Source organism: Chamaesiphon sp., assembly GCF_041738855.1.
In the GTDB taxonomy this organism is placed as follows: domain Bacteria; phylum Cyanobacteriota; class Cyanobacteriia; order Cyanobacteriales; family Chamaesiphonaceae; genus Chamaesiphon.
In genome coordinates this window covers 1-24583 of record NZ_JBGSPA010000030.1, presented here as the reverse complement: position 1 = coordinate 24583, position 24583 = coordinate 1, and the positions used below count along the sequence as shown (strand labels likewise).

Genomic DNA, 24583 nt, shown 5'->3' with positions numbered 1-24583 from the left:
AATAATTTACCCCATCGAATCATGAACGGCGAATTACTCATTCCAGCAGCAGAACAGGCACTATCACTGATTTTTAATGGTATTGACGGTCAAGTCAAGGGTAATCTCCGAAGAGTTTTGGAAATTTATGCGCGTTACCGCGTCGGGGTGAGACATTTTTGCAGTGTCAGCGGCTACGGACACGACGATTTGGGGCGAGAAACGCTCGATAAAGTTTTTGCCGAAATTGTGGGTGCTGAGGCGGCAGCGGTGCGAGTCCAGTTTGTATCGGGGACTCATGCGATCGCTTGTGCGTTATTTGGCGTGTTACGTCCAGGGGATGAACTACTATCTGTCGTTGGCGCGCCCTATGACACCTTGGAAGAAGTCATCGGCACTAGAGGTACAGGACAGGGATCGCTGCTGGAATTCGGCATCAAGTACCGTGAATTGGCACTTCAGAGCGACGGAGAGGTTGATTGGGATGCCTTGAGTCAGGCGATCGCACCGCACACCCGCATGGTCTTAATTCAGCGGTCTTGTGGCTACTCGTGGCGATCGTCACTATCGATCGCCCAAATCGGACGGATCGTGGAAGTCGTCAAGCGTCAAAATCCTGACACTGTGTGTTTTGTAGATAATTGCTATGGTGAATTTGTCGAAGATCGCGAACCGCCAGCAGTAGGTGCGGATCTGATTGCTGGTTCGCTGATCAAAAATCCTGGCGGCACGATCGTCACAGGTGGTGGCTATGTGGCAGGGAGAACCGATCTCGTAGAAGCGGCTGCCTGTCGGCTGACAGCACCAGGGATCGGTTCGTCAGGTGGTGCTACCTTCGACCAAAATCGCCTGCTGTTCCAAGGCTTATTTCTCGCTCCGCAAATGGTAGGGGAAGCGATGAAGGGCAATCATTTGACAGCTTATATCTTCGACAAATTGGGCTATCCCGTCAATCCGTTGCCGCTAGCACCGCGACGCGATGTGATTCAAGCGATTAAACTCGGCTCCAGGGAGAAATTAATCGCTTTTTGTCGATCGATTCAACAAAATTCACCCATCGATGCTTATGTCGATCCGGTACCTGGTACGCTCCACGGTTATGAGAGCGAGTTGATCATGGCGGGTGGGACATTTATCGACGGGAGTACGTCGGAATTTTCTGCCGATGGCCCCCTGCGCGAACCTTATACGGCTTTTTGCCAAGGTGGTACGCATTGGACGCATATCTCGATCGCCCTAGAAGCCGCAGTTAAAGCAATTGAGGCGATCGATTTGCACTAGTTCATCCAGGTGCAAATTATTTGTGATTAACGATCTACCAACAGCTAATGCACCATGAATCGAACATGGTGTACTAGCTTTTTGATTAATTAGAATCGATTAACGTTATGGCGATTCTAAATCATATCCCTGGGAGCGGATATTGGTGCTCATAAGGCTTGCGCTTAACACACCCTACGCCTAACCAACATCTACATTGTTGGCGGTAGCTCGGAAGTACAATGGCTGCATTTGCTGGCGGCGATCGGAATTACCGATAAGCAGTACGGACATTCTTTGGTATCTGAGGCTTCAATTTTTTCCTCTTTCCGCTTGAATTTTGCCATCGCTCTAACCATCAAAAAGATGACAAATGCAATCACGATGAAGGAAATAATATTTGATAAAAATAAGCCCAACTTAGCTGCGCCAACCGTCCATCCTTCCAAATCTTTTGCACCACTGGCTTTGATCGAGGGTTCGAGAATCGCTGGAGTAATCACATCCTTGACTAGGGAATCGATTACTTTACCAAAGGCTCCACCCATGACTACAGCGATCGCTAAGTCAAAAATATTGCCTTTGATCACGAAGTCTTGAAAGTCTTTAATAAATCCCGTTGCAGCCGCTCTAGAAGATCTAATTGTCATAGTTTAGATTGTGCCGATGTTGATATCGATCGAGATGTGATTCAAGAAAATATTGTAGCTCAAGACGAGCACCACTAATCTGCTGGACATCTTTCCGGTCGGAACACCTCACGTGAAGGAGATCCAATCAGCGGCATTTTCATCGCTCCGATCCTGGGAGCTACTGTGTTGCCGCACCGCTAACCCTTATAATAAAGGTTGATCGTCAAAATTATTTAAGATAGGTAATCATTGTGGCTGCTACTGTCCAATCGCCCGTTACAGCACGTCGAGTTGTATTTCCATTTACTGCCATTGTCGGGCAAGCGGAAATGAAATTGGCTCTGTTATTGAATGTCATCGACCCATTTATTGGTGGGGTGATGATCATGGGCGATCGCGGTACCGGGAAATCTACTACTATTCGGGCATTGGCAGATCTGCTCCCCGAAATTGATGTCGTCGCAGGCGATCCTTTCAATAGCCATCCGAGCGATCCAGATCTGATGAGTGAGGAGCTGCGTCAAGAATTTTTGACAACTCATGCCAGTTTTCCAGTCTCCACCAAAAAAGTACCGATGGTAGATTTGCCATTGGGGGCGACTGAAGATCGCGTCTGCGGGACGATCGATATTGAAAAAGCTCTTGCTGAGGGGGTAAAAGCCTTTGAACCTGGACTACTCGCCAAAGCCAATCGGGGCATATTGTATGTAGATGAGGTCAACCTCCTCGACGATCACCTCGTCGATGTCTTGCTTGATTCGGCGGCTTCTGGCTGGAATACCGTCGAGCGCGAAGGGATCTCGATCCGTCACCCCGCACGATTTGTGCTGGTAGGTTCGGGGAATCCTGAAGAAGGCGAACTGCGCCCTCAGTTACTCGATCGGTTTGGGATGCACGCCGAAATTCGGACTGTGAAAGAGCCAGAACTCCGCGTTCAAATCGTCGAACAGCGATCGGATTTCGACCAAAATCCACATCAATTTACAACTGAATATCAAGCCGAACAGGTTTCACTTCAACAGCAGATCGTTGACGCTCAAACCAGACTAGCCAGTGTCACTCTCGACTACGATCTGCGCGTGAAAATCTCCCAAGTCTGCTCCGAATGCGATGTAGATGGACTCCGAGGTGATATTGTGACCAACCGCGCTGCCAAAGCTTTAGCCGCCTTTGAAGGGCGGACAGAGGTGACTCTAGATGACATCAGCCGGATCATCGCACTCTGTCTGCGCCATCGCCTGCGGAAAGATCCACTTGAATCGATCGATTCCGGCTACAAGGTCAATAAAGTTTTTGCTCAAGTATTTGGAATAGAATTGGCGGCAAAATAAGGATCGCAAATTACCCAACATTTTCCGCATCAAGCCGCGATCGACGCATCTAATTTGGGAAGCTTTCATCATCGATTTTGTTAACCCAGCGGTAATAACCTAGTTTTAGCAGTCGCCAAATCACTGACAGCTAATGCTGATGGCAATCGAGCGATCGGGGTAAAATATAGCGGTTGCTAACGGTCTTCGGTCGAGACATATTAACAAAGAACAGGGGTGAAAATCCCCCACCTTTTAGGTGAATTGTTGTTAGAGTGGGGTCTGCTTGGTGCGTTTCCATCGCCCTAGAAACAAAGGCGGGAACGCATCCGCTCGCATCCCCATCCTAAAAACTTCGCTCTCTTGTCTTGACGCACACAACCTGTCTCGCCTTTGTCACCCGCCCAGTGAAGGATACACCTCCAGGTCGATGCCTTGCTGATTCGCTGTCTTGACCCAAACACATGCGGAGGGAACCTCCGCGTGATTTGGGTCGCTAGACCCTCTCCTTCGGAGACGCTGCGCGCAACCGAGAGCCTGCGCCTTGCGCTTACGGCAGAGCCTACGTATCGCGAATCGCTGTCTGTCTTGTCGCGCTATACCTGGAGGGAACCTGGTTGGGTTGGCAACCCAACCAAGAGCGCGCGCCGCAATTGTCAACTGTCAACTTTTTAAACTAATTTATCAATTAGTCCAGTAATTGATTTTTGAATTTTTTGCTTACGCTCCCAATTTTGAAAAGCACGTTGATAAGCTTGCCCGTGACGCTGAAAGAAGAACTTCCAGGCATCTAGCCCAAAACCCATCCCCCAAAAAATCAAAACGTATAAAGACCACGGGACTCCAAATCCAGTCAAGAAGTTTAATGCTACCAAACAAGTATTGGTAATCGTATATTTGCCTAATTTATCTTGAAATCTCGATTTGCGGTAGGTGTCAAATTCCTGAAACTTCGCACTATTGTTCTGTTGCACCAGCCACTTATTTTCAGCTAGTTGCAGTGTCTCAGGTGCAATCCGCAATTCATCAGCAATTTCCAATAACTGAGCGTAGGATAATGCAGTATCATTGCTAGGATGCTGTGCTAGCGCAATGTTCAGAATTTGTTGGACATCTTCCTGGCTATATGAGCGAGTTAAGGAGCGTGCTTCTGAAGAGTTCATATCCAATCTGTGGCGTAGTTGTAATGAGCGTCGTCGTTGGCGTAGCCTACCGTAGGCACAGTAGTCTCTCCAGTAAAGAGTCGCGCTAATTTATAGGTAGATAGACTCATATCCATGTCTCATTATGACATTTTAACTACTGGCGGTAGCGATCGATCGCTACCCTAATTACCGTACTCAGCAGACATCTAACCCACAAGTTGCCACCATCCAAAAGTTGGTCCAATCAAGCGCACTGTCACCCAGCCAAGCACCAGCAAGCCAATCCCAATCCAAGCAAATCGAGTGCTAACTCGCACAAATTCCGATGATTGATCTGTCGTTAGTGGCAACCACGAGACAATCCGTTTCGCTTCCGGCAGTCCGGTTTGTTTCCGTCGTTTGGCATCACCCATAATCTTATCTTCATACTCCGCTTACACTCAAAATCTAGATATAATTTGAGACTGTTGTCAACACGCTGCAACTTATTTTAATCAAGTCTCTGACGGCATCGCCACCAATTCATCATCAAATCAAAGGTACGTATGCCTACGGCAGCTTGTGCCAAAGATCGCCCGACTGAGCCGTTGGACACTTTGGCTAGCGATTTTTACCCACTTACCTAATTTTCAAACATCTTTTGAAAATTCAAGGAGGTATCCAATTTGATAGTTTCGATCGTAATCTCGGTTCATAATGGTACCAAAAGCTGTTGAATTGTACACGACGGATCGAATTTTTAGATGTTTGCGTCAATTCTCCCGACGAACACCACAATATGAAGAAAGTCGCTCTCAAATTGCCAAAGTGGCAGCGGGAGCAGGGAGAGCATAAAAACCGATCGCTTAATTTATGCCGTTCAGTACTGGCAGTTAGAATCCAAGGAGATCTGCAATTTGATAGTTTCGATCGTGATTCCGGTACACAATGGCGGCAAGAGTTTCCAAAAATGCCTATCTAGTCTCAAGCAGTTCATTTCGCCAGCGACTGAGGTCATTGTCGTTGTGGATGGAGGGACAGATAATTCCGAGCAACTAGCACGCTCTTTTGGGGCAAAAGTCTTCACATTTCCGACAGCAGGCGGGCCAGCACGAGCGCGAAATCGTGGTGCTAAAGTTGCCACAGGGGACATATTGTTATTTCTCGATGCTGATGTGACAATTCATGCTGACACACTGCCGCAGGTGATGAAATTCTTTGAAGACCGATCGGATATCGCTGCCTTAATTGGCTCTTATGATGATGCGCCTGGTGCGCTAAATTTTTTGTCACAATACAAAAATTTATTTCATCATTACACTCATCAAACTGGGTCTACAGAAGCTGCGACGTTCTGGGGCGCGTGTGGCGCAATTCGCCGCAATGTGTTCCTCGAACTGGGTGGCTTTGATGAGAATTATCGTTATCCGTCAGTCGAAGATATCGATCTGGGCTATCGGCTCAAAAAGGCAGGCTATCGAATTGAGTTATGTAAAACCATTTGGGTAAAACATCTCAAATGCTGGCAACCGCTTAATCTACTTAGAGCTGAGTTTTTTTATCGAGCATTACCTTGGACTGAGCTGATTTGGCGCGATCGCCAGTTTATTAACGATCTCAATCTCAAGATGTCTAGTCGGATCTCGATCGTCCTCGCTTACTGCTTAGCGATCGCCCTTGGATCTAGATTTTGGTGGAGCGGTGCTGTGGCGATCTCCGCTGGATTGGGAGGGGCTTTCCTCTGGCTGAACTTCCCCGTTTACCAATTTTTCTACTCCAAGCGTGGCTGGTGGTTTGCTTGTCAAACCATATTTTGGCACTGGTTATACTTTCTGTATGGTGGACTGGCATTTGCGATCGGTACGATTCGATATCACTCATTCAGCCGACATGCAAACATTGCGCCCAAGCTGTTGGAAATTTCCGAATCATGAAGCATCGGTCTAAAATCGTGCAGATTTATGTCAAAATATCTTATCTTCGTTTAAAGCTGAAATCACACCGATTACATAGTTATCACACATCCGCCAAATAGCGTATTGTGAGATCGATCGTGAGAGGCTACGTCGATCGTTCCTGATGTTGGCGATCGCCGGATTGCTTGCGTTGAGGGAAACATTTCGTTCGATCGAAGACGTAATCTACGCCATTTAGTGAAGCGGATCGCTCGTCCACTTTCACCAAAAGCTCGGAGGAACCCAAAAAGCTTAACATTTAACAGATGGCATTTACCGTTTCAGGAGTTTCCAGGCCCACGCGAAGAACATGACAATGCCATTGAGATAAATATATCTTAGATTGGTTCGACCATTAACTGCCAGGGTATCGCCACCGATTTCATAAGTCCGATAATTGTGGCTGGACAAGTAGGCTAAAAGTAATTGAATTCGGTCTGCTGGGATATGACGGGACTCAAAGTAGATAAGTGCTGGTTTAGTCAATTGCAGATTGGAAGCATAGATGACTGAGTCATCATGTCCCTCAGCATCAATCTGAAGAACATCAATAGGAATTTGCCAACTAAGCTCTAGCAGAATTGTTTCCAGTGCTTTTGATGGTACATCAAGAGCCACGATCGCTTCCTCTGGATTGATGTTTGGATGAGATGCCAGAGCTTGCTCGATATGCTCTCTACTTGCTGATGTTATTCCTGTTGACGCTCTATGTACGGGCCATCCCTTGGCATAATCAGGTTGAAAATCTTGCCAAAACTCTTCTTTAATTGCATAAAGAGTAAGTATCCCGTCTTTGCCAACCGCACAATTAGCAATTTTGTGACTGGGATGGGATGAGTAGTTTTCCCGCAGATATGGAATTAAAGTAGGGTTTGGCTCAATCAGACAAATACTCGATTTGTCTGAATTTTTCATGCAGAATTCATAGATCGGATCGTTAACCATGCCATCATTGGCTCCAACTACCACGATATCGATCTTATGCTTGATTCTAAGGAGTGCTTCTACTGCAATAGAGTATGGCTTCGACATCATAAATCCTAAATCTTAGCTGACTTAATGTTCTATTGTCAATGAAGTCTTGCGATGGAGTTATCCGCTGATACTATAGATTGTTTCAGCCGACTACACCCCGCGAACCCAATTTCCTAGAAATTTTGGAATCGTGAACCACACGCTGTGACAATATGCAGATGGATCTCAAAAAAACTGCTAACATATCAATCATGTATAAATCGAGAATCCGCTAAATAATTTAATCTATAGTTTGTATAGAACGCGCTCAAACAATCCTTACCAAGCAAATCAATTGGGGAAAATACATGACACGATACCCAGTCGCGATCGTCGGTGCTGGCCCAGCAGGACTCACAGCAGGCTATGAGTTAGTCAAACGTGGCATTGAAACAATTGTCCTAGAACAAGCCCCCCTCGTCGGAGGGATCTCTCGCACCGAGATGTACAAAGGGTATCGATTTGATATCGGCGGACATCGGTTTTTTACCAAAGTCCCGCAGGTCGATCGCTTTTGGCATGAAATTCTCGATACAGAATTCATTCAAGTCCCGCGCCTATCGCGGATTTATTATCAGGGCAAGTTTTATAACTACCCACTATCTGTATCCAATACCCTCGCAAATGTCGGCATCGCCAACAGCTTGTTGATGGTGATGAGCTATTTCCAAGCCAAGCTCAAGTCTACTCTCAAGCTGACACCCGAGCCAGAGACATTTGAAGAATGGGTAACCGATAAATTTGGCGAGCGTCTCTACCGGACTTTTTTCAAAACCTATACCGAAAAAGTGTGGGGGATTCCCTGCAACCAAATTCGCGCAGATTGGGCAGCACAGCGGATTAATGGTATGTCCCTGCGGCGAGTTGTCATCAATGCGGTGTTTGGTAGTCAAAATGCCAAAAGCTTGATTAAAAAATTTGATTACCCAATTTTAGGCCCAGGAATGATGTGGGAACGCACTCAGGAATTAATCGACCAAAAAGGCGGTGAGGTGCGACTGGATACAACGGTGAAGCGGATTGCGCGATCGGGTAACCAGATCGATAGTATCACGATCGAGCAAAATGGCGAACTCCAACAGATTGAAGCGGATGCGTTTATTTCGACGATGCCTGTAACTGCCTTGTTACAGTGTCTCGATCCGCTCCCGCCACCAGCAGTTATTGCCGCAGCCAAAGGCTTAAAATATCGAGATTTTCTGATTGTGGCTCTGATTATCGATCGCGACGATCTGTTTCCTGACAATTGGATTTATATTCACAGTCCAGAGTTTCAAGTCGGCAGAATTCAGAACTTCAAGAACTGGAGTCCAGCAATGGTACCTGAAGCAGGTAAAACTTGCTTGGGAATGGAATATTTTTGCAATGATAGCGATGAATTGTGGAATCGATCGACCGAAGAATTAATCGCGCTGGCAACCCAGGAAGCGATCGATCTGAATATCGGCGTTCTACCTGGTGATGTGCGTGATGGTACCGTCATCCGCCAACGCAAAGCATATCCAGTTTATGACGGTGAATATCGTCAGCATCTCCAGGTAATTCAGGACTATCTAGAGACATTTGAAAATCTCCAAACCGTCGGCAGAAATGGAATGCACCGTTATAATAATCAAGATCATTCGATGCTGACAGCCATGCTTGCCGTCCAGAATATTTTGGGCGAACAGCACGACCTGTGGAATGTAAATGTCGAACGGTCTTATCATGAAGAGTTTACTAAAGAACAGTGGACGACCGCCAAACAAAAGTTGACTGCCGAACAAAGTTTGCTCGAACGAGCAACCGCTGTGTAACTTGCACTGATTGGAGAATTTACCTCGATGACTGAAGTAACGATCGTCGTCGTTCCCCGCGAACGATTTAGCTATACTCGCGAATCACTAGAAAGTATCTTTGCGCATACCCACATGCCGTACAAGCTAGTGTATGTAGATGGCAATTCGCCGCCACAGGTACGGCAATATCTCGAAGCAGCAGCCCAGGCGCGAGGATTTACGTCGATCCGCACCGACTATTATCTGTCACCAAGTCGCGCGCACAATCTTGGTTTAGCTAGCGTTGACACCAAATATACTGTGTTTGTGGACAATGATGTCGTGGTGACACCAGGTTGGCTAGAGGCATTGGTGAACTGTGCGAATGAAACAGGCGCGGCGGTGGTGGGACCATTGATGTGTCAGTATTTGCCCCTGCATGAAGATATTCACTTTGCAGGTGGCGAGTTGCGAATCGTTCGTGATGTGCATGGCAAAAATCGTTTGCGCGAGAAGATGTATCGACAGGGGCAATCCTTGGTAAAAGTTCGATCGCAGCTTCAGCGCACTCAAACCGAGCTGTGCGAATTTCACTGTGCCCTAGTGCGCACCGATATTTTCGATCGGCTCGGCAAATTTGACGAAGCGATGCTCAACACCAAAGATCATGTGGATTTCTGTCTAGCAGTGGCGCAAGCAGGGGAGACTGTGTACTTTGAGCCAGACAGTCTGGCTACCTACGTACCCTCATCGCCCCTGGCATTAAGCGACTGGCACTTTTATATGTTGCGCTGGAGCGATGCTTGGGAACTAGCGAGCCTGAGTCGATTGCAACAAAAATGGGATTTGACCGAAAACAGTTATTTCAAACAGAAATATAAAGCACTAGGCTGGCGACGACGCAACACGATTTTAATGCCGATCGTCAAGCGATTGACCTTCGGCATTAGCAACCGTTGGCTGGAAAAAGTGGTGATGTACGGCTTGTTGGCTCCGATCGAAAAGCTGCTCAATCGCTATATTACAGATCGCTATGCCAAACAATATTTCACCCCTACACCCCGATCCGTACCCCCTTCAATCGCTCAGGAGCAGCATGAAAATATTATTGCTCAATGACATTGGCACAGCTACGGGGGGGGCGGAATTGCAAATGCTGTCGCTGCGTCAAGGACTTCGAGATCGCGGTCACGATGTCCGTTTATTAACCAGCCAAATTATTCCGGTGGCCGGGAGTGAACTGCTAGCTGACGATGCTTGTTTTGGTAGTAGTACACGCTTACAGGTTTTAACCCAAACGATTAACCCTTCCGCTTACTTCACACTCCGGCGAATCTTACGTGATTTTCAACCAGAGGTGGTTCATGTCCGCATTTTTATGGGACAACTTTCGCCGTTAATTTTACCACTACTGAGAGATGTGCCCTGTGTTTATCAGGCCGCTATGTATCGAGCTATTTGTCCGAAAGGGACAAAAACGCTACCCAACGGGGATTCATGCGAGATGATTGCAGGACTAGCTTGTTTGCAGCAGCACTGTCTAACCCCGCAATCCTGGGCTATGTTGATGGTGCAACGGCAGCTTTGGCTGCGCTGGCAACACGTCTTCGATCGCGTTATCGCGCTTAGCCATCGCATGAAAGCCCAACTCGAAGCTGAAGGGATTGCCCCAGTGGAAGTCATTCACAATGGCGTACCCGAACGTCCGCTGCGCCCGCCACTGCAAAATCCGCCCACTGTAGTTTTTGCAGGACGGCTCGTACCGGAAAAAGGCGTAGAAATCTTGCTGCGGGCGTTTGCCAGCGTTATACCACATGTGCCACAGGCGCGGCTGCTAATTGCTGGACAAGGCACTCAAGCAAGTTCGCTGCAAACCTTAGCGATCGAGCTGGGCGTGAGCCACGCTGTCACCTGGCTCGGACATCTACCCGTTGCCGAAATGGAACGGCAGTTTGCAGGGGCATGGGTACAGGTCGTACCGTCGCAGTGGGAGGAGCCGTTTGGCAATGTATCGACCGAGGCAATGATGCGGGGTACCGCCGTTATCGCCTGTGCGGTGGGCGGTCAAACCGAAATCGTCAGAGATAGACTCACCGGATTCTTGGTAGCACCAAAAGATGTCGCAGCGATCTCCGAGCCATTGTTGCAGCTATTGAGCGATCGACAACTGGCAGAAAAGATGGGGCAAGCAGGGCGAGAACGCGCTCTAACCCACTTTAGCGAAGCCAAACGTACCGATCGCTTTATCGAGATCTATCAGCAGATGCTCGCCAATTATCGCCATAGTACACACTCTTGCGAGGTGTTGACATAGATAGATGAGCATTAAAGAGAAGGCGATCGCGGGGATTTTTTGGTCTGTTTTACAGAATTGGGGATCTCAAGCTGGATCGCTAATCGTCTTTTTTGTGCTGGCGCGGTTGCTGACTCCCGAAGCCTTCGGGCTGGCGGCGATGGCAAATATTTTTCTGGCATTCTTGCAAATCTTCTTGCAGCAGGGATTCGCCCAAAGTTTAATTCAGATCGAGGAGTTGGAAGCGGAACACCTCGATACGGCGTTTTGGTCGAGTCTAGCTATCGGTCTGAGCTTGATGGCGATCGGCTGGTTTGGTGCAGATTGGGTCGCCACTGGATTTCGGCAGCCGCTCCTAACTCCGATCTTGCAAGTATGCTCTGTGCTATTTGTAATTAATGCCTGTAGTAACGTCCAGCAAGCCCTGCTCGAAAGGGCTTTTAATTTCAAAGCAACTGCAACTTGCGTGCTGTTTGGGACGTTCGCTGGCGGTGTCATCGGTATTACTATGGCATTATCTGGTTATGGGATTTGGACTTTGGTTGGTCAACAGCTCGGACAAGAGCTGGTCGCGGTTATGTGCTTGTGGAAAATGAGTGCGTGGCGACCGCAACTGAGATTTTCGGTAGCCCACTTTCGCGAACTATTTCAGATTGGATGGCCGATCGTCAGCTTTAATTTTTTGCAGTTCTTAAATAGTCGGGCTGACGATTTATTAATCGGTTATTTCCTGGGTTCGATCTCATTGGGCTACTACTCGATCGCCTATCGGATTCTCAGTGTCATGCAGCAATTACTCGTCCAAACAAGTCAAAAAGTTGCTCTACCAACTTTTGCACGGTTGCAAAATGATTTAGAGCAGTTTCGTCAGGCTTTTTATACGGCAACTCAACTCACCAGTTCGATCGCTTTTCCAGTTTTTGCAGGTGTGGGTGTGCTTGCGCCGGAACTAATCGTCCAAATTTTTGGCAACCAATGGCTACCTTCAATCCCCGTATTACAAGTGTTAATTATCGCTGGGATGATCCAGTCGATTAGCTTCTTCAAAAGCTCGGTGTTCATTGCCATGGGTAAATCGAGCTGGAGTCTATGGCTATCGCTGTTGTCTGCGGTGTTGAATTTAACTGGATTTGCGATCGCGATCCGTTGGGGGATTGTCGCTGTTGCCGCAGCTTTTGTGATTCGCAGTTGTCTAGTTTTTCCGATCGGTCAATGGGCTGTCAGCCGTTTAATTCACGTTCGGTTGCTAACTTACTTACAACAGTTTACCGTCCCTTTAGCTAGCAGTATCTTCATGTCAATTGTGATTTTATCTACTCGCCAGATTCTAATTTCGAGCTGGAGTTCGCCAATTTTAATAGTAGCAATAAATTCGGTGCTGGGAGCTATTATTTACATCGGATCGATTCGGTTATTGTCACCCAACTTATTTAAGCATCTCCTAAATATCGTGCGATTGTTTATGGCTCGACCGAATGCCAAAACATCAAACTAAATTACCGCTATTGTTTGTTAGGAATATTGAATTATGCCGCTGTGTCAATTCTCGATTGTCATTCCCACTTATAATCGTCCCGATCGACTCCAGATCTGTCTCGAAGCGATCGCTAAACTTGACTACCCCCACGCTGATTTTGAAGTAATTGTCGTTGATGATGGGAGTAAAACTCCCCTCGATCCGATCGTCGATCGATTCAAAACCGAGCTAGATCTGCAACTATTACGACAGTCAAATGCTGGCCCCGCGAGTGCCCGCAATGCTGGAGCCGCGATCGCCACGGGCAAATTCATCGCATTTACAGATGATGATTGTCGTCCGACGGCTAACTGGCTTACCGCCTTTGCCGATCGCTTTCGATCGAACCCCACCGCGCTCTTGGGCGGACAGACACTCAATGCACTGCCAGAAAATCTGTACTCGACCGCCAGCCAACTCGCGATCGATTATCTCTACGACTATTACAACCAAGGGGAGATGAAAGCCAATTTTTTTGCTTCTAATAACTTCGCCTTGCCCACAGCAGCCTTTAAATCAATCGGGGGGTTCGATCGCACATTTCCCCTAGCAGCCGCCGAAGATCGCGAGTTTTGCGACCGCTGGCTGGATCGCGGTGGTCGGATGGTTTATGTACCAGAGGCGCAGATTTATCACGCCCATCATCTCAGCTTGCCCACATTTTGGCGACAGCATTTTAACTATGGGCGAGGCGCATTTTGTTTTCATCAAATCCGCGCCGATCGCACTCAGGAGCGGATTGCCGTCGAGCCGCTAGCCTTTTATTTTCGACTGATTACTTATCCCTTTTCCAAAGTGCCATCCCACATCGCGATCTGTCTGAGTGCGCTGATCTTCTTGTCTCAAGCGGCTAATGCGATCGGTTTCTTTTCCGAACGGCAATCTGTACCTCAAGTGCCAAATCCTACCTAAACCACAGATGCGATCGATATGCTTTATTTCATCCTAGTATGGACGCTACTGCTAATTGGTTGCGGTGGCTGCGGATTCGGATTGTTGAATCTCTTGAAAATTCGATCGGTCGATCGAGTCGGAGATCGGGCGATAATTGCGGTGTGGTTGGGAATGCTGACGATCGCGATTGCACTCCTAGCGAGTGCGTTAGTCGTCCCATTATCACCGCAGTTCGGTGGTGGGCTGCTGATAATTTTTTTCCTACTCTCGATGAGATCGACGCGATTAGAGCTGTTTGCACTGTCCAAGCGCATTTCAAAACGGCAGATTTCGATCTATGTAAGTGCGGCAATCGCGATTGCTGCCTTGTTTGCTCAACCTGTAATCTGGGATGATTCGGGACTTTATCACTACAGTCTGGTTCACTGGTTCGCCAAGTTCGGGACGGTGCCAGGACTCGCATTACTCTTTCCCAATTTTGGCTTTACTTCTGCCTGGTTTGCCTTCTCTGCGCCGCTAAATCCTGAGTGGTTGAGCGATCGGACGATGGCGACTGCCAATGGGTTTGTCTTACTGTTGGCAATTTTACAGCTCTCGATCGGGATCGATCGATTACTGCGGCAGCAGGCACAACTGAGCGACTGGTTTATAACGATCTATTACAGTTGCGTACTGTCGTTGACAATGGGTGCCAATCTGATGCCCGCTATTTTGGTTTCTCCTTCCCCAGATATTCCCGCTTTGCTGATTGTGGCGATGACAGTCTGGGCGATTGTTGCTGTTGAGACCAATGCTGCGACAAAGTTTGCCCAAGAACGGCAGATCGTACCGTTAATACTGGCAGTTGGTGCTGTCTCGATCAAGTTAGTTACTCTACCGCTGCTACTCGTGACTGGGCTATGGTTTGTGTTTCGAGCTGGATTCGGTGTTAAGCTCGGACAGCGGATCGGAATCTTAGCAGTGGTGAGCCTATTGTTGATACCATTTTTGCTATCGAGTGTGACTACTTCTGGCTGTCCGCTCTATCCATCTTCAGCATTGTGCCTGGATTTACCTTGGACGATTGTCAACGATCGAGCGACGGCAAATTCTACCCATCACTGGATTAGCTGGTATGGTACACCAGATCCAGGCATCCATCCTTGGGTGTGGGCATTTCAACATTGGATTGTCTCTGGTGGTAATAAGTTCACCGCAGGGATGATTGCCATTTCCATTGGTTGTGCGATTTATTTGCTCAAAACCCGTTCGCACCGTCATGGCTCGATCGTCGCGATCGCCATCGCTGGAGTAGGAATTGGATTCTTCTTACTTACAGCCCCTTTCAATCGGTTTATGCTACCTTACTTATTTATCGTACCAGCCTTAGCCTTGGCTACCTATTGCCGATCGCATCTGGCGATCGACTCAATCTTTGTCAGACTGACACTTGCTCCCATCAAATTTGCGTCGCTCGGACTGTTATCGATCGCTTTAGTCCTTGCCATCATTAGGGTTCAGACAAGTTACTCGCTGCTATTGTTACCACCCGCGATCGCGCAAACTGCGACGATCGAGCGTCAAGTGAATGATGTTACTTATTTTGCACCTGCGAGTGGATTGCCGCGCTGCTGGACAAATAAACTGCCCTGTGCTTACGATCTGGCCCGAATCAGACTCCGCGATCCCGATCGCGGTATTCAGGCGGGTTTTATCCGTAATTAATCCTCTTGGTTTTTATCAATCTAAATCCCTCGATCGATCCCAGTTATAGACATCGATCGAGGGATAAATTTCAAATTTAGAGATTAATACTCCAAGACCGCAGCATCAACTTCCCGACTCCAAGCCTGGATCCCACCTTTGACATTCGTACCCTCAATTCCGGCTGCCTGGAGGATGGCGAGGGCTTTGGCCGATCGACCGCCCATTTTACAATGAGCGATGAGGCGATGACCGTTGAGGACTGCTTTTACCTGTTCGATCCCTTTTCCCTGCTCGATATCTGGGAGCGGAATCAAAATCGAGCCAGGAATCTTGGCAATATCATACTCATTGGGATTGCGGACATCGATGAGGACAAAATCATCAGCACCACTATCGATGAGTTGCTTGAGTTCCGTCACCGTCATTTCTGCCAACATACTTTGTTGCTCCGCTTCAGCCGCCTGTGCTTGCGGAATGCCACAAAACTGCTCGTAATCGATGAGTGTCTCAATAACTGGACGCACGGGATTAGGACGCAGTTTCAACTCGCGAAACTTCATCTCTAGTGCATTGTATAACACCAACCGACCGCTGAGAGTCGTCCCCTGCCCGAGGATAATCTTGACCGTCTCGGTCGCCTGAATCACCCCGATAATGCCTGGGAGGATGCCCAAAACACCACCCTCGGCACAGGAAGGTACCATTCCTGGTGGTGGTGGTTCTGGGTACAAATCCCGATAGTTTGGCCCACCCTGATAGTTGAAGACTGTCGCCTGTCCTTCAAACCGGAAAATCGACCCATACACATTGGGTTTATCTAATAAGACGCAAGCATCATTAACTAGATAGCGCGTGGGGAAGTTGTCTGTCCCATCGACAACGATATCGTAAGGACGAATGATATCTAGGGCATTGGTCGAACTTAATGCGGTCTCGTAGAGATCTACTTGACAATAAGGATTGATTTCCTGAATCCGGTCTTTCGCCGATTCAATTTTGGGCTTACCGACCCAGGAAGTACCATGAATGACTTGACGCTGGAGATTGGAGTGGTCTACCACGTCGAAATCAACGATGCCCAATCGACCAACGCCAGCCGCAGCCAGATACAGCAACAACGGCGAACCGAGTCCCCCCGTGCCAACACACAGAACGCTGGCGGCTTTGAGGCGTTTTTGACCGTCTAAGCCGACCTCTGGGAGGATCAGATGCCGCGAATAGCGGGCATATTCTTCAGGTAATAACTGGATTTCGTCCAGATTCGGATCGAGCATGACTAGTTTAGTTAAAGCTGATGATTGGTGAATTCAACAGCGATCGCCAAGAGGTGTGGTATCTAGAAACTAGCACTCTGACCGTCGCCGTTCATGTTGGCGTAAACCAAATCGTTCTAGAACAGGTGTTTCACAATTTAGACACTATCTGCCAGACTGATGCCTAATATTCTACCTCGTTTGGGCGGCATCTTCATAGCAGAATCGATCTGGTCTGAGCTTCCGGTCGATATTAGCGTTGACGATCGCTGCAAATAAAGTACGCAAGCAAAAATCGGGATATATCACGATGTATATCCCGATTTTTGTAATTAATCGCCGACCAATCCTAAGCTGCGACTGGAACGGGATAAACGCTAATTTTCTTACCGTTTTTGCCACGACGTTCAAAAGTCACCACACCATCGACTAAGGCATAGATGGTGTAATCTTTGCCCAAACCGACATTATTACCAACGTGAAAAGATGAACCGCGTTGACGCACGATGATGTTGCCAGCTCTGACAACTTCACCACCATACTTTTTGACACCCAATCTCTGGGCATTAGAGTCTCTGCCGTTTCTAGTACTACCTGTACCCTTCTTAGAAGCCATAATTACCTCAAATTACTAAAATTGTATTGCGACGACTAAACCTGATGCGATCGAGAATTTCTTACCACCATACCTCTTCAGATGGCTGAAGTTGAATTTCTAGACTGCGACAGCTTCTTCAACTTCAGCGATGACTGCACCGTTGACACTGATCGAGTCAATCATCAAGCGAGTAACTTCTTGACGGTGACCGCGTTTTTTACGGGTTTTCTTTTTGGGCTGCATTTTGTAGACGATGATCTTGCGTGCCCGATAGTGCCGCATGATAGTCCCTTCGACGGTGACACCAGCTACTAATGGTTGACCGATTTGGATGCTGCCATTGTTTTCAAGCAAAAATACTTTATCGATCGAGACGGTGCTATCAGGCGCGCCGGGTAACAATTCGATGTCATAAAAGCGACCTGGCTCGACTCGCATTTGCTTGCCACCAGTTTCGATAATTGCGTAAGTCATAGATTTTGATGATGTGATGCCGTACGGGTAGTCTCAATGTGCTGGCTGAGACATTTGAAGTTGTTTGCGACCCGATCCGAGCGTAGTTATAGACAGCCCCTTATTATGACAGATCGGACTCGATCGCGTCAATCATTTTAGTAGCGATCGACCTGCATCTGAGCAGTCTCGGAAAGTTGCGGAATCTCCGTATATTTGCCCAAAGCTGACATGACGATCCCATAAATCCCCGCCGCCCAAGTGCCGAAGAAGACAGTATTCATCAAGACTTGAGTCACAGGTCCCAACCCCAGAATCGGCAACAACACATACTGAAGCAGCAATCCACACAAAGAGAGCAAAATGCCGATCAGAATTGCCTGGAGCACATTAAACCTGATGAACCGACTAATCTTCGGATTGGCGACTACGCCGAGATATAACCCGAAGAATAAGACGAAGCCACCAATTTGATTGTTATCGATCGCGAGCAATGGTGCTAATGGTAGATATAATTCCTGGACGATCGGTAACTGTTGAAATACGAATACCCCAAACGAGAATACCCGCGCCAGTGGGAGCAAATAAACAATACTCCCAAAAAATCTGTCTGCTACTGTCTGCGAACCTTGTCCACTCATCCGTACCCCCAGACTTAACTACAACTCTCTGGTACCAGCATACCGCACTTACCTGGAGAGGACATTGCGCGGAAAAAACTCCGCCTTGGCAGATAGCTTCTGCTTCGCAGCAGCTACTTGAGCGATGTCCCCCGGATTGGTGGAAGTCTCAGAAGCTTGTCCAGCAGCATTGTACTTGGACTGTAGCTCGACTTTGACTCCTGCAATCATTTTCCAGTTGATGGGTGTTGGTGCTACAGTGCTATTGAAATTGAGCTTACAAATATATTGAGGTGCGTCCGCCGTTGCGGCTGCTGTTGTCGGTTGATCGGCAAATGGGGGTACATTTGGAGCTGTAGCAGCTACATTCGGACAGATATCTGTTGATAAGAAGTTTGATGGTGCAGCCGCTGGCGTCTTATTGACCGTCTTGTTGGTTGCATCGGTATAGGTCTTGGCTGAAACCCTAAAGTGGGCGATTTTTGACAACAAAGTTGTCGGAACACCGCCATTTACTGACAATTGGAAATTGCCTTGGTTGTCTAATGTATAAGTTCGTTCTTCAATTAAATAAATTGGGCTACCGACATTATAAGTTACATCGACCTGTCCATTACTATCAATATCATTGCTGGCAATCGCCGGATCTGCAGGATTGGCAAAGGTAGTATTTACCTCGATACCATATTTCCTTGGGCTATTATTGTATGTAGAACTGTTACTAGAATCGGCTTTTTCATCAAGCTGATTAAAAACGAGGATGCGTCCATTGCCATCAGATAAAGCTATTCTGACCTTTGGGAGCGGTGCTGTCAAACCAGTACAAAACTCTTTGTCCGCTGGCTGTGAGGGAGAGTTGTAGGGCATCGCCGGATTGGGATCGGCAAGCTGACATCGATAGTCCCGAGCTAATCTCAATGGTATGGGCAGGACTAATCCTAGGGATCCAGATGGGAGCGACGTTGCGGTGGCTAGCGGCGCAGTCGGTGGCGGTAATAACAAACCCGTTTGAGGGCGCGCCGCTGCCAATGGACTAGTCTGGGTGCCAAGATCGCAATTGGGAGATAGGGTTACGGTTGCGGGAGTGCTATCTGCGACGACGATCGGCAGTGGTGTTGTACTAAGAATACTGGCAATGGTTGTGCCGGCGTTAATAGCTCGGCACAAAGTTAAGGGATCGGTTACAGAACGACGAATTACGACTTTGGATGAACCAAGCATCGAGCCTGGTTCTGTTGATATCTTAAATTCGATCGTCGGAAAAAATGGATCGTTGATTTTCTCTCCAGATTGCCTGATATCATTACCAATAATTTCTAAGACAGCAGATAAATTCTGGCTAGAATCAATACTCTTTTTATCTTTATTTAAACTAGCACTAGCTTCGAGCAAAGACTTCATGGAAAGTCCGCCCACGATGACCATGACTACTAGACCAAAAATTAGTTCTAATAATGTAAATCCTTTTTCAGAATTACGATTTTTAGTCGAATTCCGTATAAGTACCTTGAAGATCGTATACATTGGTTCCATTATAACTTACTTGAACTCTAAATTGTCGATATTGGGCACCGCAGACTGGATTGGTAACACTATTACCTTCACAATAAGTAATTGTTGTTTTGTATTGCCTTCCCATCGCTTTAGTTAATAGTTCCTCCTGTGGAGTAGGGTTTGCCACATCGATGGGTTTCGATACAGGATTGGTAGCCAAGGGCGAGGCATAACCATCGTTTGAAGGTAAATTTGTAATCGATTGCGATCGCACGTTATCAAATACTCGTTGCGCTACGATCAGTGCTCCAGTCTGAATATCACTCTTGGAGTTATTGATTTTGGCATATAAAAACAGTGGCATAGCATAGGCAAGGCAGATGCCCAATGTGGTCAGTGCAATCGCTGTTTCAAGCAAGCTAAATCCACGATCTTTGGGATTAATTTTGTAAAATATTAATTTCATAATTTTAAAATTCAATCTACTTTAAAAAACAGGATTCCCCTGGGAATCGGCAGGGATTACCGCACCAGTGCGATCGTAGGTACGAATGTCTGGACTACCAACTACCCCAACATTAATCTGTACAGATACAGCTTGATTGTTACCCTGAAAATCTTTTAAAGTTAAAGATACTGGTGCGAAGGCAACACCACGGTTGTCATAACAAATACTCCAATTTAAATAGGGATCGGCGGGAACTGAGATCGGTGACGCGCCATTGGCAGGTACCATCGTAAATGTTGCGCTTGTGACAGCAGTTCCATTTACTTGAGTTACTGGTAAAGGTGCAACACCAGCCGCTGCTGGTAGATCGAGGTCTAAGTCAGGTGCTGATTGCCAACCAACATTGCCCCCAGGAAGAGGATCTCCATATGTACTTACCTGACAATTGGCGGCATATTCGACAATAAAGCTGTGGGGTGTGATGAGCGTAGAGTTCTGCGCGGTTGCTGCTGGGTATTGAGCTGTAGTAGGGTACTTAGGTCGGAGTCGATAGGCTTGATTGGTAGAGATGGCCTTCGATCGAATCAAGCTCAACTGACTCTTGAATTGCAATGTGCCATCACGCAACGGTTTATTTAATGCCATTAGGGACGGGATTGCCAGCCCCATGATGATGCTAGTGATAATCACAACTACGAGTAGTTCTACCAAGGTGAAACCATCGGAGCTAGGTTTGGGTGGTCGGATCGCCACGATCGATGACTCCTCAATAAAGATAAAATTTGGAATGATTGCTGCTACTGGTGATGTCCCCGTGTGCCTAATCGATCGAGAGCACTTAACTGGCGGCATTATTAACATACCCAGATCCGTCAGAAAAATTACATCCAGATACGGAGATCGCGATCTGGGTTGTCGATCGAGTAATTGTCACTCTGCACTAGCAAGAAATCTAGATTGAGAGCGAACCGACATGCTTAGATGCTATGAAGCCAATTTTAGCCGCTCAGTTGTGAATCTCATGTGATGGCGATCGCTGAGTATCGATCCGAAAATCACTGCCGAACGGAATATATTAAGTAGGCTGGGACAAATATCGATGACCTTCGGTAATTAATCATCATGGACTTATCTACTACCGTTGAATATCGGTGTCGCACTAATATCGATCTGTACAGTTCGCCACTTTGTCAAGGATTGGCGACACAAGCTGCCGTTCATCGCCAGCTCCGACTCGAATCGCTAACTGCAACCGAGCAGGCAATCCCTGTGCGATTGTGCGAGGATAATTATCCTGCTTGGTTGAAACTTGCCGATCTCGATCGGCTAGAATTGGCAACAGCTATTTATCAACCACGGCAGATCGATCGAGCGACGATTGCCGCTAGTATCCCCCACATCATCGCATTCGCTCAAGCGGCGATGCAGGTACCGAATCGTTATTTATGGGGTGGTACGGTGGCACCTGATTATGATTGCTCGGGTTTGATGCAGGCGGCATTTCAGTCGCAGGGGATTTGGCTCCCGCGTGACTCATATCAGCAGGAAGCTGTTGTCGAGCAGATCGAGATCGCCGATCTGTTGCCTGGAGATTTAATCTTTTTTGGGACGCCAATAAAAACCGATCATGTTGCGCTGCATTTGGGCGATTTAGACTATATCCACAGTTCGGGCATCCAGATGGGTAGGAATGGGATCGGGATCGATCGCTTGACCGATCGATCCGAGGATCTGGTAAGCTGTGATTACTATGCCAAGTTACGGTGCTGTGGGCGGGTAATGGGTAGTTTTATCAATTCGAGCGATGTTTGAGTGCGATTGCCAGCAGCAGTGAATGCTACAGCTACGCCAACGAGTTCGCCACTTGTGAGAGAAAGGGATTAGAATCGATCCTATCGATAATGATTTAGACTCCACACAGGTATTTACACAGGCAGGGATGATGACCAATGATGATAAGCTGCAAACACCTGCGATGCTATCCGATCGAGAAACAGAAATCATCGAACTGATAACTGCTGGCTTGACTAACAAAGATATTGCCGATCGATTAGATATCAGCAAGCGCACTGTGGACAACCACATTAGCAATATTCTCGAAAAAGCTGGCACTGGTGTCGATAATCGCGTGGCACTAGTCCGCTGGGCACTCCAATGGGGGAAGGTTTGTCTGAATGATATCAATTGTTGTTCGTTGTCAAATCGGGAGTAAGGGGAGTGGAGAGGGAATGGTGAATGGTGGATGATAGCGCAATAGCTGTTAATATCTCTAACTTTCAACTCCCTTCACCTTGGTTGCGGCATTACGGTAAGATCGAAAAGCTTGTTACTCCATTCCCACCTAAAAAATAGACAACTTACGTCCTTTGTAGCGTCGGCTTTGCCGAATCTATAGGTTGTTGCTTGTCGATCGCACCATCCACCATCCACCATTCACTATTCACAATCTAACTTGTCACTGGGAAGGGAGTAAGTATGTATTTCAAAGCAAAAGACGGCGATCGATTCTTATAAAGTTAAATACTTATGGATTTTAATAATTTAGTTGTCCAGTTAAATACTGGGGCGATTCTGCCAGAAGTCATCGTCATCGTTACGCTGTTGGGCGTGCTGGTGGGAGACTTGATCTTGGGGCGGAGTGCTGCTAGAAGCCTCTGCTACTTCGCAGTCGGCGGCTTGCTATCCTCGATTGTGGCTCTAGTATTGCAGTGGGACAATCCCAATCCGGTCGCGTTTTTTGGTGAATATACGAGCGATCCGCTCAGTGTGGTATTTCGGGGAATCGTTGCCCTCTCAGCGGCAGTGACGATCTTGATGTCGATTAGCTATGTAGAGCAGACTGGGACTGCTTTGGCTGAGTTTGTGACGATCTTGTTGACAGCTACCTTGGGTGGGATGCTGCTCTCTGGGGCAACTGAACTGGTGACAATTTTTGTGTCACTAGAAACTTTGAGTATCTCATCCTATCTGATGACTGGCTACATGAAGCGCGATCCGCGATCGAATGAAGCAGCCTTAAAATACCTGTTGATTGGCGCGTCGAGTTCGGCGGTGTTTCTGTATGGTGTCTCGCTCCTCTATGGACTATCTGGCGGCGAGACTACCCTCCCTGAAATCGCGATCGGCATTGCCAATGCGAGTGGTAGTCTATCATTGGGCTTAGTTGTCTCTCTCATCTTTGTGATTGCTGGGATTGCGTTCAAGATTTCGGCGGTACCCTTTCACCAGTGGGCACCCGATGTCTATGAAGGTTCGCCCACGCCTGTAGTGGCGTTTTTGTCTGTCGGTTCCAAAGCTGCCGGATTTGCACTAGCCATTCGACTACTAGTCACCGCCTTCCCGCAAGTCATCGAGCAGTGGCACTTTGTCTTCACCGCCCTCGCAATTTTGAGCATGGTGTTGGGCAATGTCGTCGCACTAGCCCAAACGAGTATGAAACGGATGCTAGGCTATTCGTCGATCGCTCAAGCTGGATTTGTGATGATTGGAATGGTAATTGGTACGGAGACTGGTTATGCAAGTATGGTATTTTACCTATTTGTCTACCTATTCATGAACTTGGGTGCCTTTGCCTGCGTCATCTTGTTTACACTACGGACGGGTAGCGATCGGATTAGCGATTATGCTGGCTTATACCAAAAAGATCCATTCCTCACCCTCGCACTCAGCGTGTGTTTGCTGTCTCTTGGCGGCATTCCGCCCCTGGCTGGCTTCTTCGGCAAAATCTATATCTTCTGGGCAGGTTGGAAGGCTGGTGCTTACGGTCTAGTCTTGCTAGCATTGGTAACTAGTGTCGTGTCGATCTACTACTATCTCCGCGTCGTCAAGATGATGGTAGTCAAAGAACCCAACGAAATGTCTGATGTCGTCAGAAACTACCCAGTTACAAATTGGAATCTCCCTGGAATGCGCCCGCTCCAAGTCGCTACCCTAGCCACATTGATCGCGACTTCCCTAGCAGGTATTCTCTCCAATCCGCTATTTACGATCGCTAATGACTCTGTAAGCCACACACCGATGTTGCAAGCTAGTTTAGAGCGACGAGTGGCGGTTAAGTAGTGGATGGTGGATGGTGGAGGGTGGATGGTGGATAGTCAATAGCGATTGTTTATAGATCGGATAAGTAGTGGAGGGTGGATGGTGAATAGTCAATAGCGATTGTTTATAGATCGTACAGCAATTCCAAATTCAAAAATTGTGTGGGCTGAAACCCTCATTCTCTTGTACAAATCAAACGCCTTCAAGGGTTGTCAATTAGCTGAAATGACCTAGACTCGTTCTGAATTTGGAATTGCTG

The 24583-nt window shown here is 47.4% G+C and carries 24 protein-coding genes; 13 read left to right on the top strand and 11 right to left on the bottom strand.

Features of this window, described 5'->3' with window-relative positions:
- Nucleotides 1-21 precede the first annotated feature (21 nt).
- Nucleotides 22-1260, top strand: a complete 1239-nt coding sequence (locus ACEW9I_RS03840; protein WP_373539048.1) for an aminotransferase class I/II-fold pyridoxal phosphate-dependent enzyme — start codon at nt 22-24, stop codon at nt 1258-1260.
- A 191-nt stretch (nt 1261-1451) separates the two neighbouring features.
- On the opposite strand, the gene mscL is transcribed toward ACEW9I_RS03840, so the two are convergent.
- Nucleotides 1452-1889 carry a large conductance mechanosensitive channel protein MscL gene (gene mscL / locus ACEW9I_RS03835; RefSeq protein WP_373539047.1) on the bottom strand — a complete coding sequence of 146 codons (438 nt, stop codon included), beginning with the start codon at nt 1887-1889 and terminating at the stop codon, nt 1452-1454.
- Nucleotides 1890-2122: 233 nt separating this feature from the next.
- Here mscL and bchI point away from each other — a divergent pair, with 233 nt between their 5' ends.
- The gene (bchI, locus tag ACEW9I_RS03830) at nt 2123-3202 is read left to right on the top strand and encodes a magnesium chelatase ATPase subunit I (protein ID WP_373539046.1); all 1080 of its coding nucleotides are present in this window, start codon (nt 2123-2125) and stop codon (nt 3200-3202) included.
- A gap of 650 nt (nt 3203-3852) precedes the next feature.
- On the opposite strand, the gene ACEW9I_RS03825 is transcribed toward bchI, so the two are convergent.
- On the bottom strand, nt 3853-4344 hold the full coding sequence (locus ACEW9I_RS03825; protein ID WP_373539045.1) for a 2TM domain-containing protein: 492 nt from the start codon (nt 4342-4344) through the stop codon (nt 3853-3855).
- A gap of 188 nt (nt 4345-4532) precedes the next feature.
- Complete coding sequence (locus tag ACEW9I_RS03820; RefSeq protein WP_373539044.1) at nt 4533-4739, bottom strand: DUF2839 domain-containing protein; 207 nt, start codon at nt 4737-4739, stop codon at nt 4533-4535.
- A gap of 483 nt (nt 4740-5222) precedes the next feature.
- Here ACEW9I_RS03820 and ACEW9I_RS03815 point away from each other — a divergent pair, with 483 nt between their 5' ends.
- Entirely contained in the window at nt 5223-6239 is a 1017-nt protein-coding gene (locus ACEW9I_RS03815) for a glycosyltransferase family 2 protein (protein ID WP_373539043.1), read from the top strand.
- A 294-nt stretch (nt 6240-6533) separates the two neighbouring features.
- Here the strand turns inward: ACEW9I_RS03815 and ACEW9I_RS03810 are convergent, their stop codons facing one another.
- A complete protein-coding gene (locus ACEW9I_RS03810; protein ID WP_373539042.1) occupies nt 6534-7295 on the bottom strand; it encodes an FkbM family methyltransferase in 762 nt (253 codons plus the stop codon).
- 287 nt (nt 7296-7582) lie between these two features.
- Between ACEW9I_RS03810 and ACEW9I_RS03805 the strand changes: the two genes are divergently transcribed.
- Genes ACEW9I_RS03805 through ACEW9I_RS03780 form a run of 6 tightly spaced genes read left to right on the top strand, consistent with a single transcriptional unit; the run spans nt 7583 to nt 15438 of the window.
- Nucleotides 7583-9070, top strand: a complete 1488-nt coding sequence (locus ACEW9I_RS03805; RefSeq protein WP_373539041.1) for an NAD(P)/FAD-dependent oxidoreductase — start codon at nt 7583-7585, stop codon at nt 9068-9070.
- A gap of 27 nt (nt 9071-9097) precedes the next feature.
- Nucleotides 9098-10150 carry a glycosyltransferase family 2 protein gene (locus tag ACEW9I_RS03800; protein WP_373539040.1) on the top strand — a complete coding sequence of 351 codons (1053 nt, stop codon included), beginning with the start codon at nt 9098-9100 and terminating at the stop codon, nt 10148-10150.
- Complete coding sequence (locus ACEW9I_RS03795) at nt 10128-11345, top strand: glycosyltransferase family 4 protein (protein ID WP_373539039.1); 1218 nt, start codon at nt 10128-10130, stop codon at nt 11343-11345. The genes ACEW9I_RS03800 and ACEW9I_RS03795 overlap by 23 nt, the downstream gene beginning before the upstream one ends.
- A gap of 4 nt (nt 11346-11349) precedes the next feature.
- Nucleotides 11350-12819, top strand: coding sequence for a lipopolysaccharide biosynthesis protein (locus ACEW9I_RS03790; protein WP_373539038.1), 1470 nt, complete (start codon nt 11350-11352; stop codon nt 12817-12819).
- Nucleotides 12820-12852: 33 nt separating this feature from the next.
- Nucleotides 12853-13752 carry a glycosyltransferase family 2 protein gene (locus tag ACEW9I_RS03785; protein ID WP_373539037.1) on the top strand — a complete coding sequence of 300 codons (900 nt, stop codon included), beginning with the start codon at nt 12853-12855 and terminating at the stop codon, nt 13750-13752.
- A gap of 18 nt (nt 13753-13770) precedes the next feature.
- Nucleotides 13771-15438, top strand: a complete 1668-nt coding sequence (locus ACEW9I_RS03780; protein ID WP_373539036.1) for a hypothetical protein — start codon at nt 13771-13773, stop codon at nt 15436-15438.
- A gap of 83 nt (nt 15439-15521) precedes the next feature.
- Here the strand turns inward: ACEW9I_RS03780 and moeB are convergent, their stop codons facing one another.
- A complete protein-coding gene (gene moeB, locus ACEW9I_RS03775; RefSeq protein WP_373539035.1) occupies nt 15522-16694 on the bottom strand; it encodes a molybdopterin-synthase adenylyltransferase MoeB in 1173 nt (390 codons plus the stop codon).
- 20 nt (nt 16695-16714) lie between these two features.
- On the opposite strand from moeB, the gene ACEW9I_RS03770 reads away from it, so the two are divergent.
- Complete coding sequence (locus ACEW9I_RS03770) at nt 16715-16861, top strand: hypothetical protein (RefSeq protein ID WP_373539034.1); 147 nt, start codon at nt 16715-16717, stop codon at nt 16859-16861.
- A 161-nt stretch (nt 16862-17022) separates the two neighbouring features.
- On the opposite strand, the gene rpmA is transcribed toward ACEW9I_RS03770, so the two are convergent.
- From rpmA to ACEW9I_RS03740, 6 genes are all read right to left on the bottom strand, one after another.
- Nucleotides 17023-17289, bottom strand: a complete 267-nt coding sequence (gene rpmA / locus ACEW9I_RS03765) for a 50S ribosomal protein L27 (protein ID WP_373539033.1) — start codon at nt 17287-17289, stop codon at nt 17023-17025.
- 99 nt (nt 17290-17388) lie between these two features.
- Nucleotides 17389-17745, bottom strand: a complete 357-nt coding sequence (gene rplU / locus ACEW9I_RS03760; protein WP_373539032.1) for a 50S ribosomal protein L21 — start codon at nt 17743-17745, stop codon at nt 17389-17391.
- Nucleotides 17746-17882: 137 nt separating this feature from the next.
- Nucleotides 17883-18365: a Tic20 family protein gene (locus ACEW9I_RS03755; RefSeq protein WP_373539031.1), complete on the bottom strand. Its 483-nt coding sequence runs from the start codon at nt 18363-18365 to the stop codon at nt 17883-17885.
- A gap of 48 nt (nt 18366-18413) precedes the next feature.
- A complete protein-coding gene (locus ACEW9I_RS03750) occupies nt 18414-19877 on the bottom strand; it encodes a type II secretion system protein J (RefSeq protein WP_373539030.1) in 1464 nt (487 codons plus the stop codon).
- Nucleotides 19828-20304: a type II secretion system protein gene (locus ACEW9I_RS03745; protein WP_373539029.1), complete on the bottom strand. Its 477-nt coding sequence runs from the start codon at nt 20302-20304 to the stop codon at nt 19828-19830. Before ACEW9I_RS03745 ends, ACEW9I_RS03750 begins: the two co-directional genes overlap by 50 nt.
- Nucleotides 20305-20325: 21 nt before the next feature.
- Complete coding sequence (locus ACEW9I_RS03740) at nt 20326-21138, bottom strand: Tfp pilus assembly protein FimT/FimU (protein WP_373539028.1); 813 nt, start codon at nt 21136-21138, stop codon at nt 20326-20328.
- A gap of 270 nt (nt 21139-21408) precedes the next feature.
- On the opposite strand from ACEW9I_RS03740, the gene ACEW9I_RS03735 reads away from it, so the two are divergent.
- From ACEW9I_RS03735 to ACEW9I_RS03725, 3 genes are all read left to right on the top strand, one after another.
- A complete protein-coding gene (locus ACEW9I_RS03735; RefSeq protein WP_373539027.1) occupies nt 21409-22098 on the top strand; it encodes an NlpC/P60 family protein in 690 nt (229 codons plus the stop codon).
- 82 nt (nt 22099-22180) lie between these two features.
- Complete coding sequence (locus ACEW9I_RS03730; protein WP_373539059.1) at nt 22181-22498, top strand: LuxR C-terminal-related transcriptional regulator; 318 nt, start codon at nt 22181-22183, stop codon at nt 22496-22498.
- A gap of 314 nt (nt 22499-22812) precedes the next feature.
- Nucleotides 22813-24345 (top strand): NAD(P)H-quinone oxidoreductase subunit N, encoded by a 1533-nt coding sequence (locus ACEW9I_RS03725; protein ID WP_373539026.1) that lies wholly within the window; start codon nt 22813-22815, stop codon nt 24343-24345.
- Nucleotides 24346-24583: the final 238 nt, after the last annotated feature.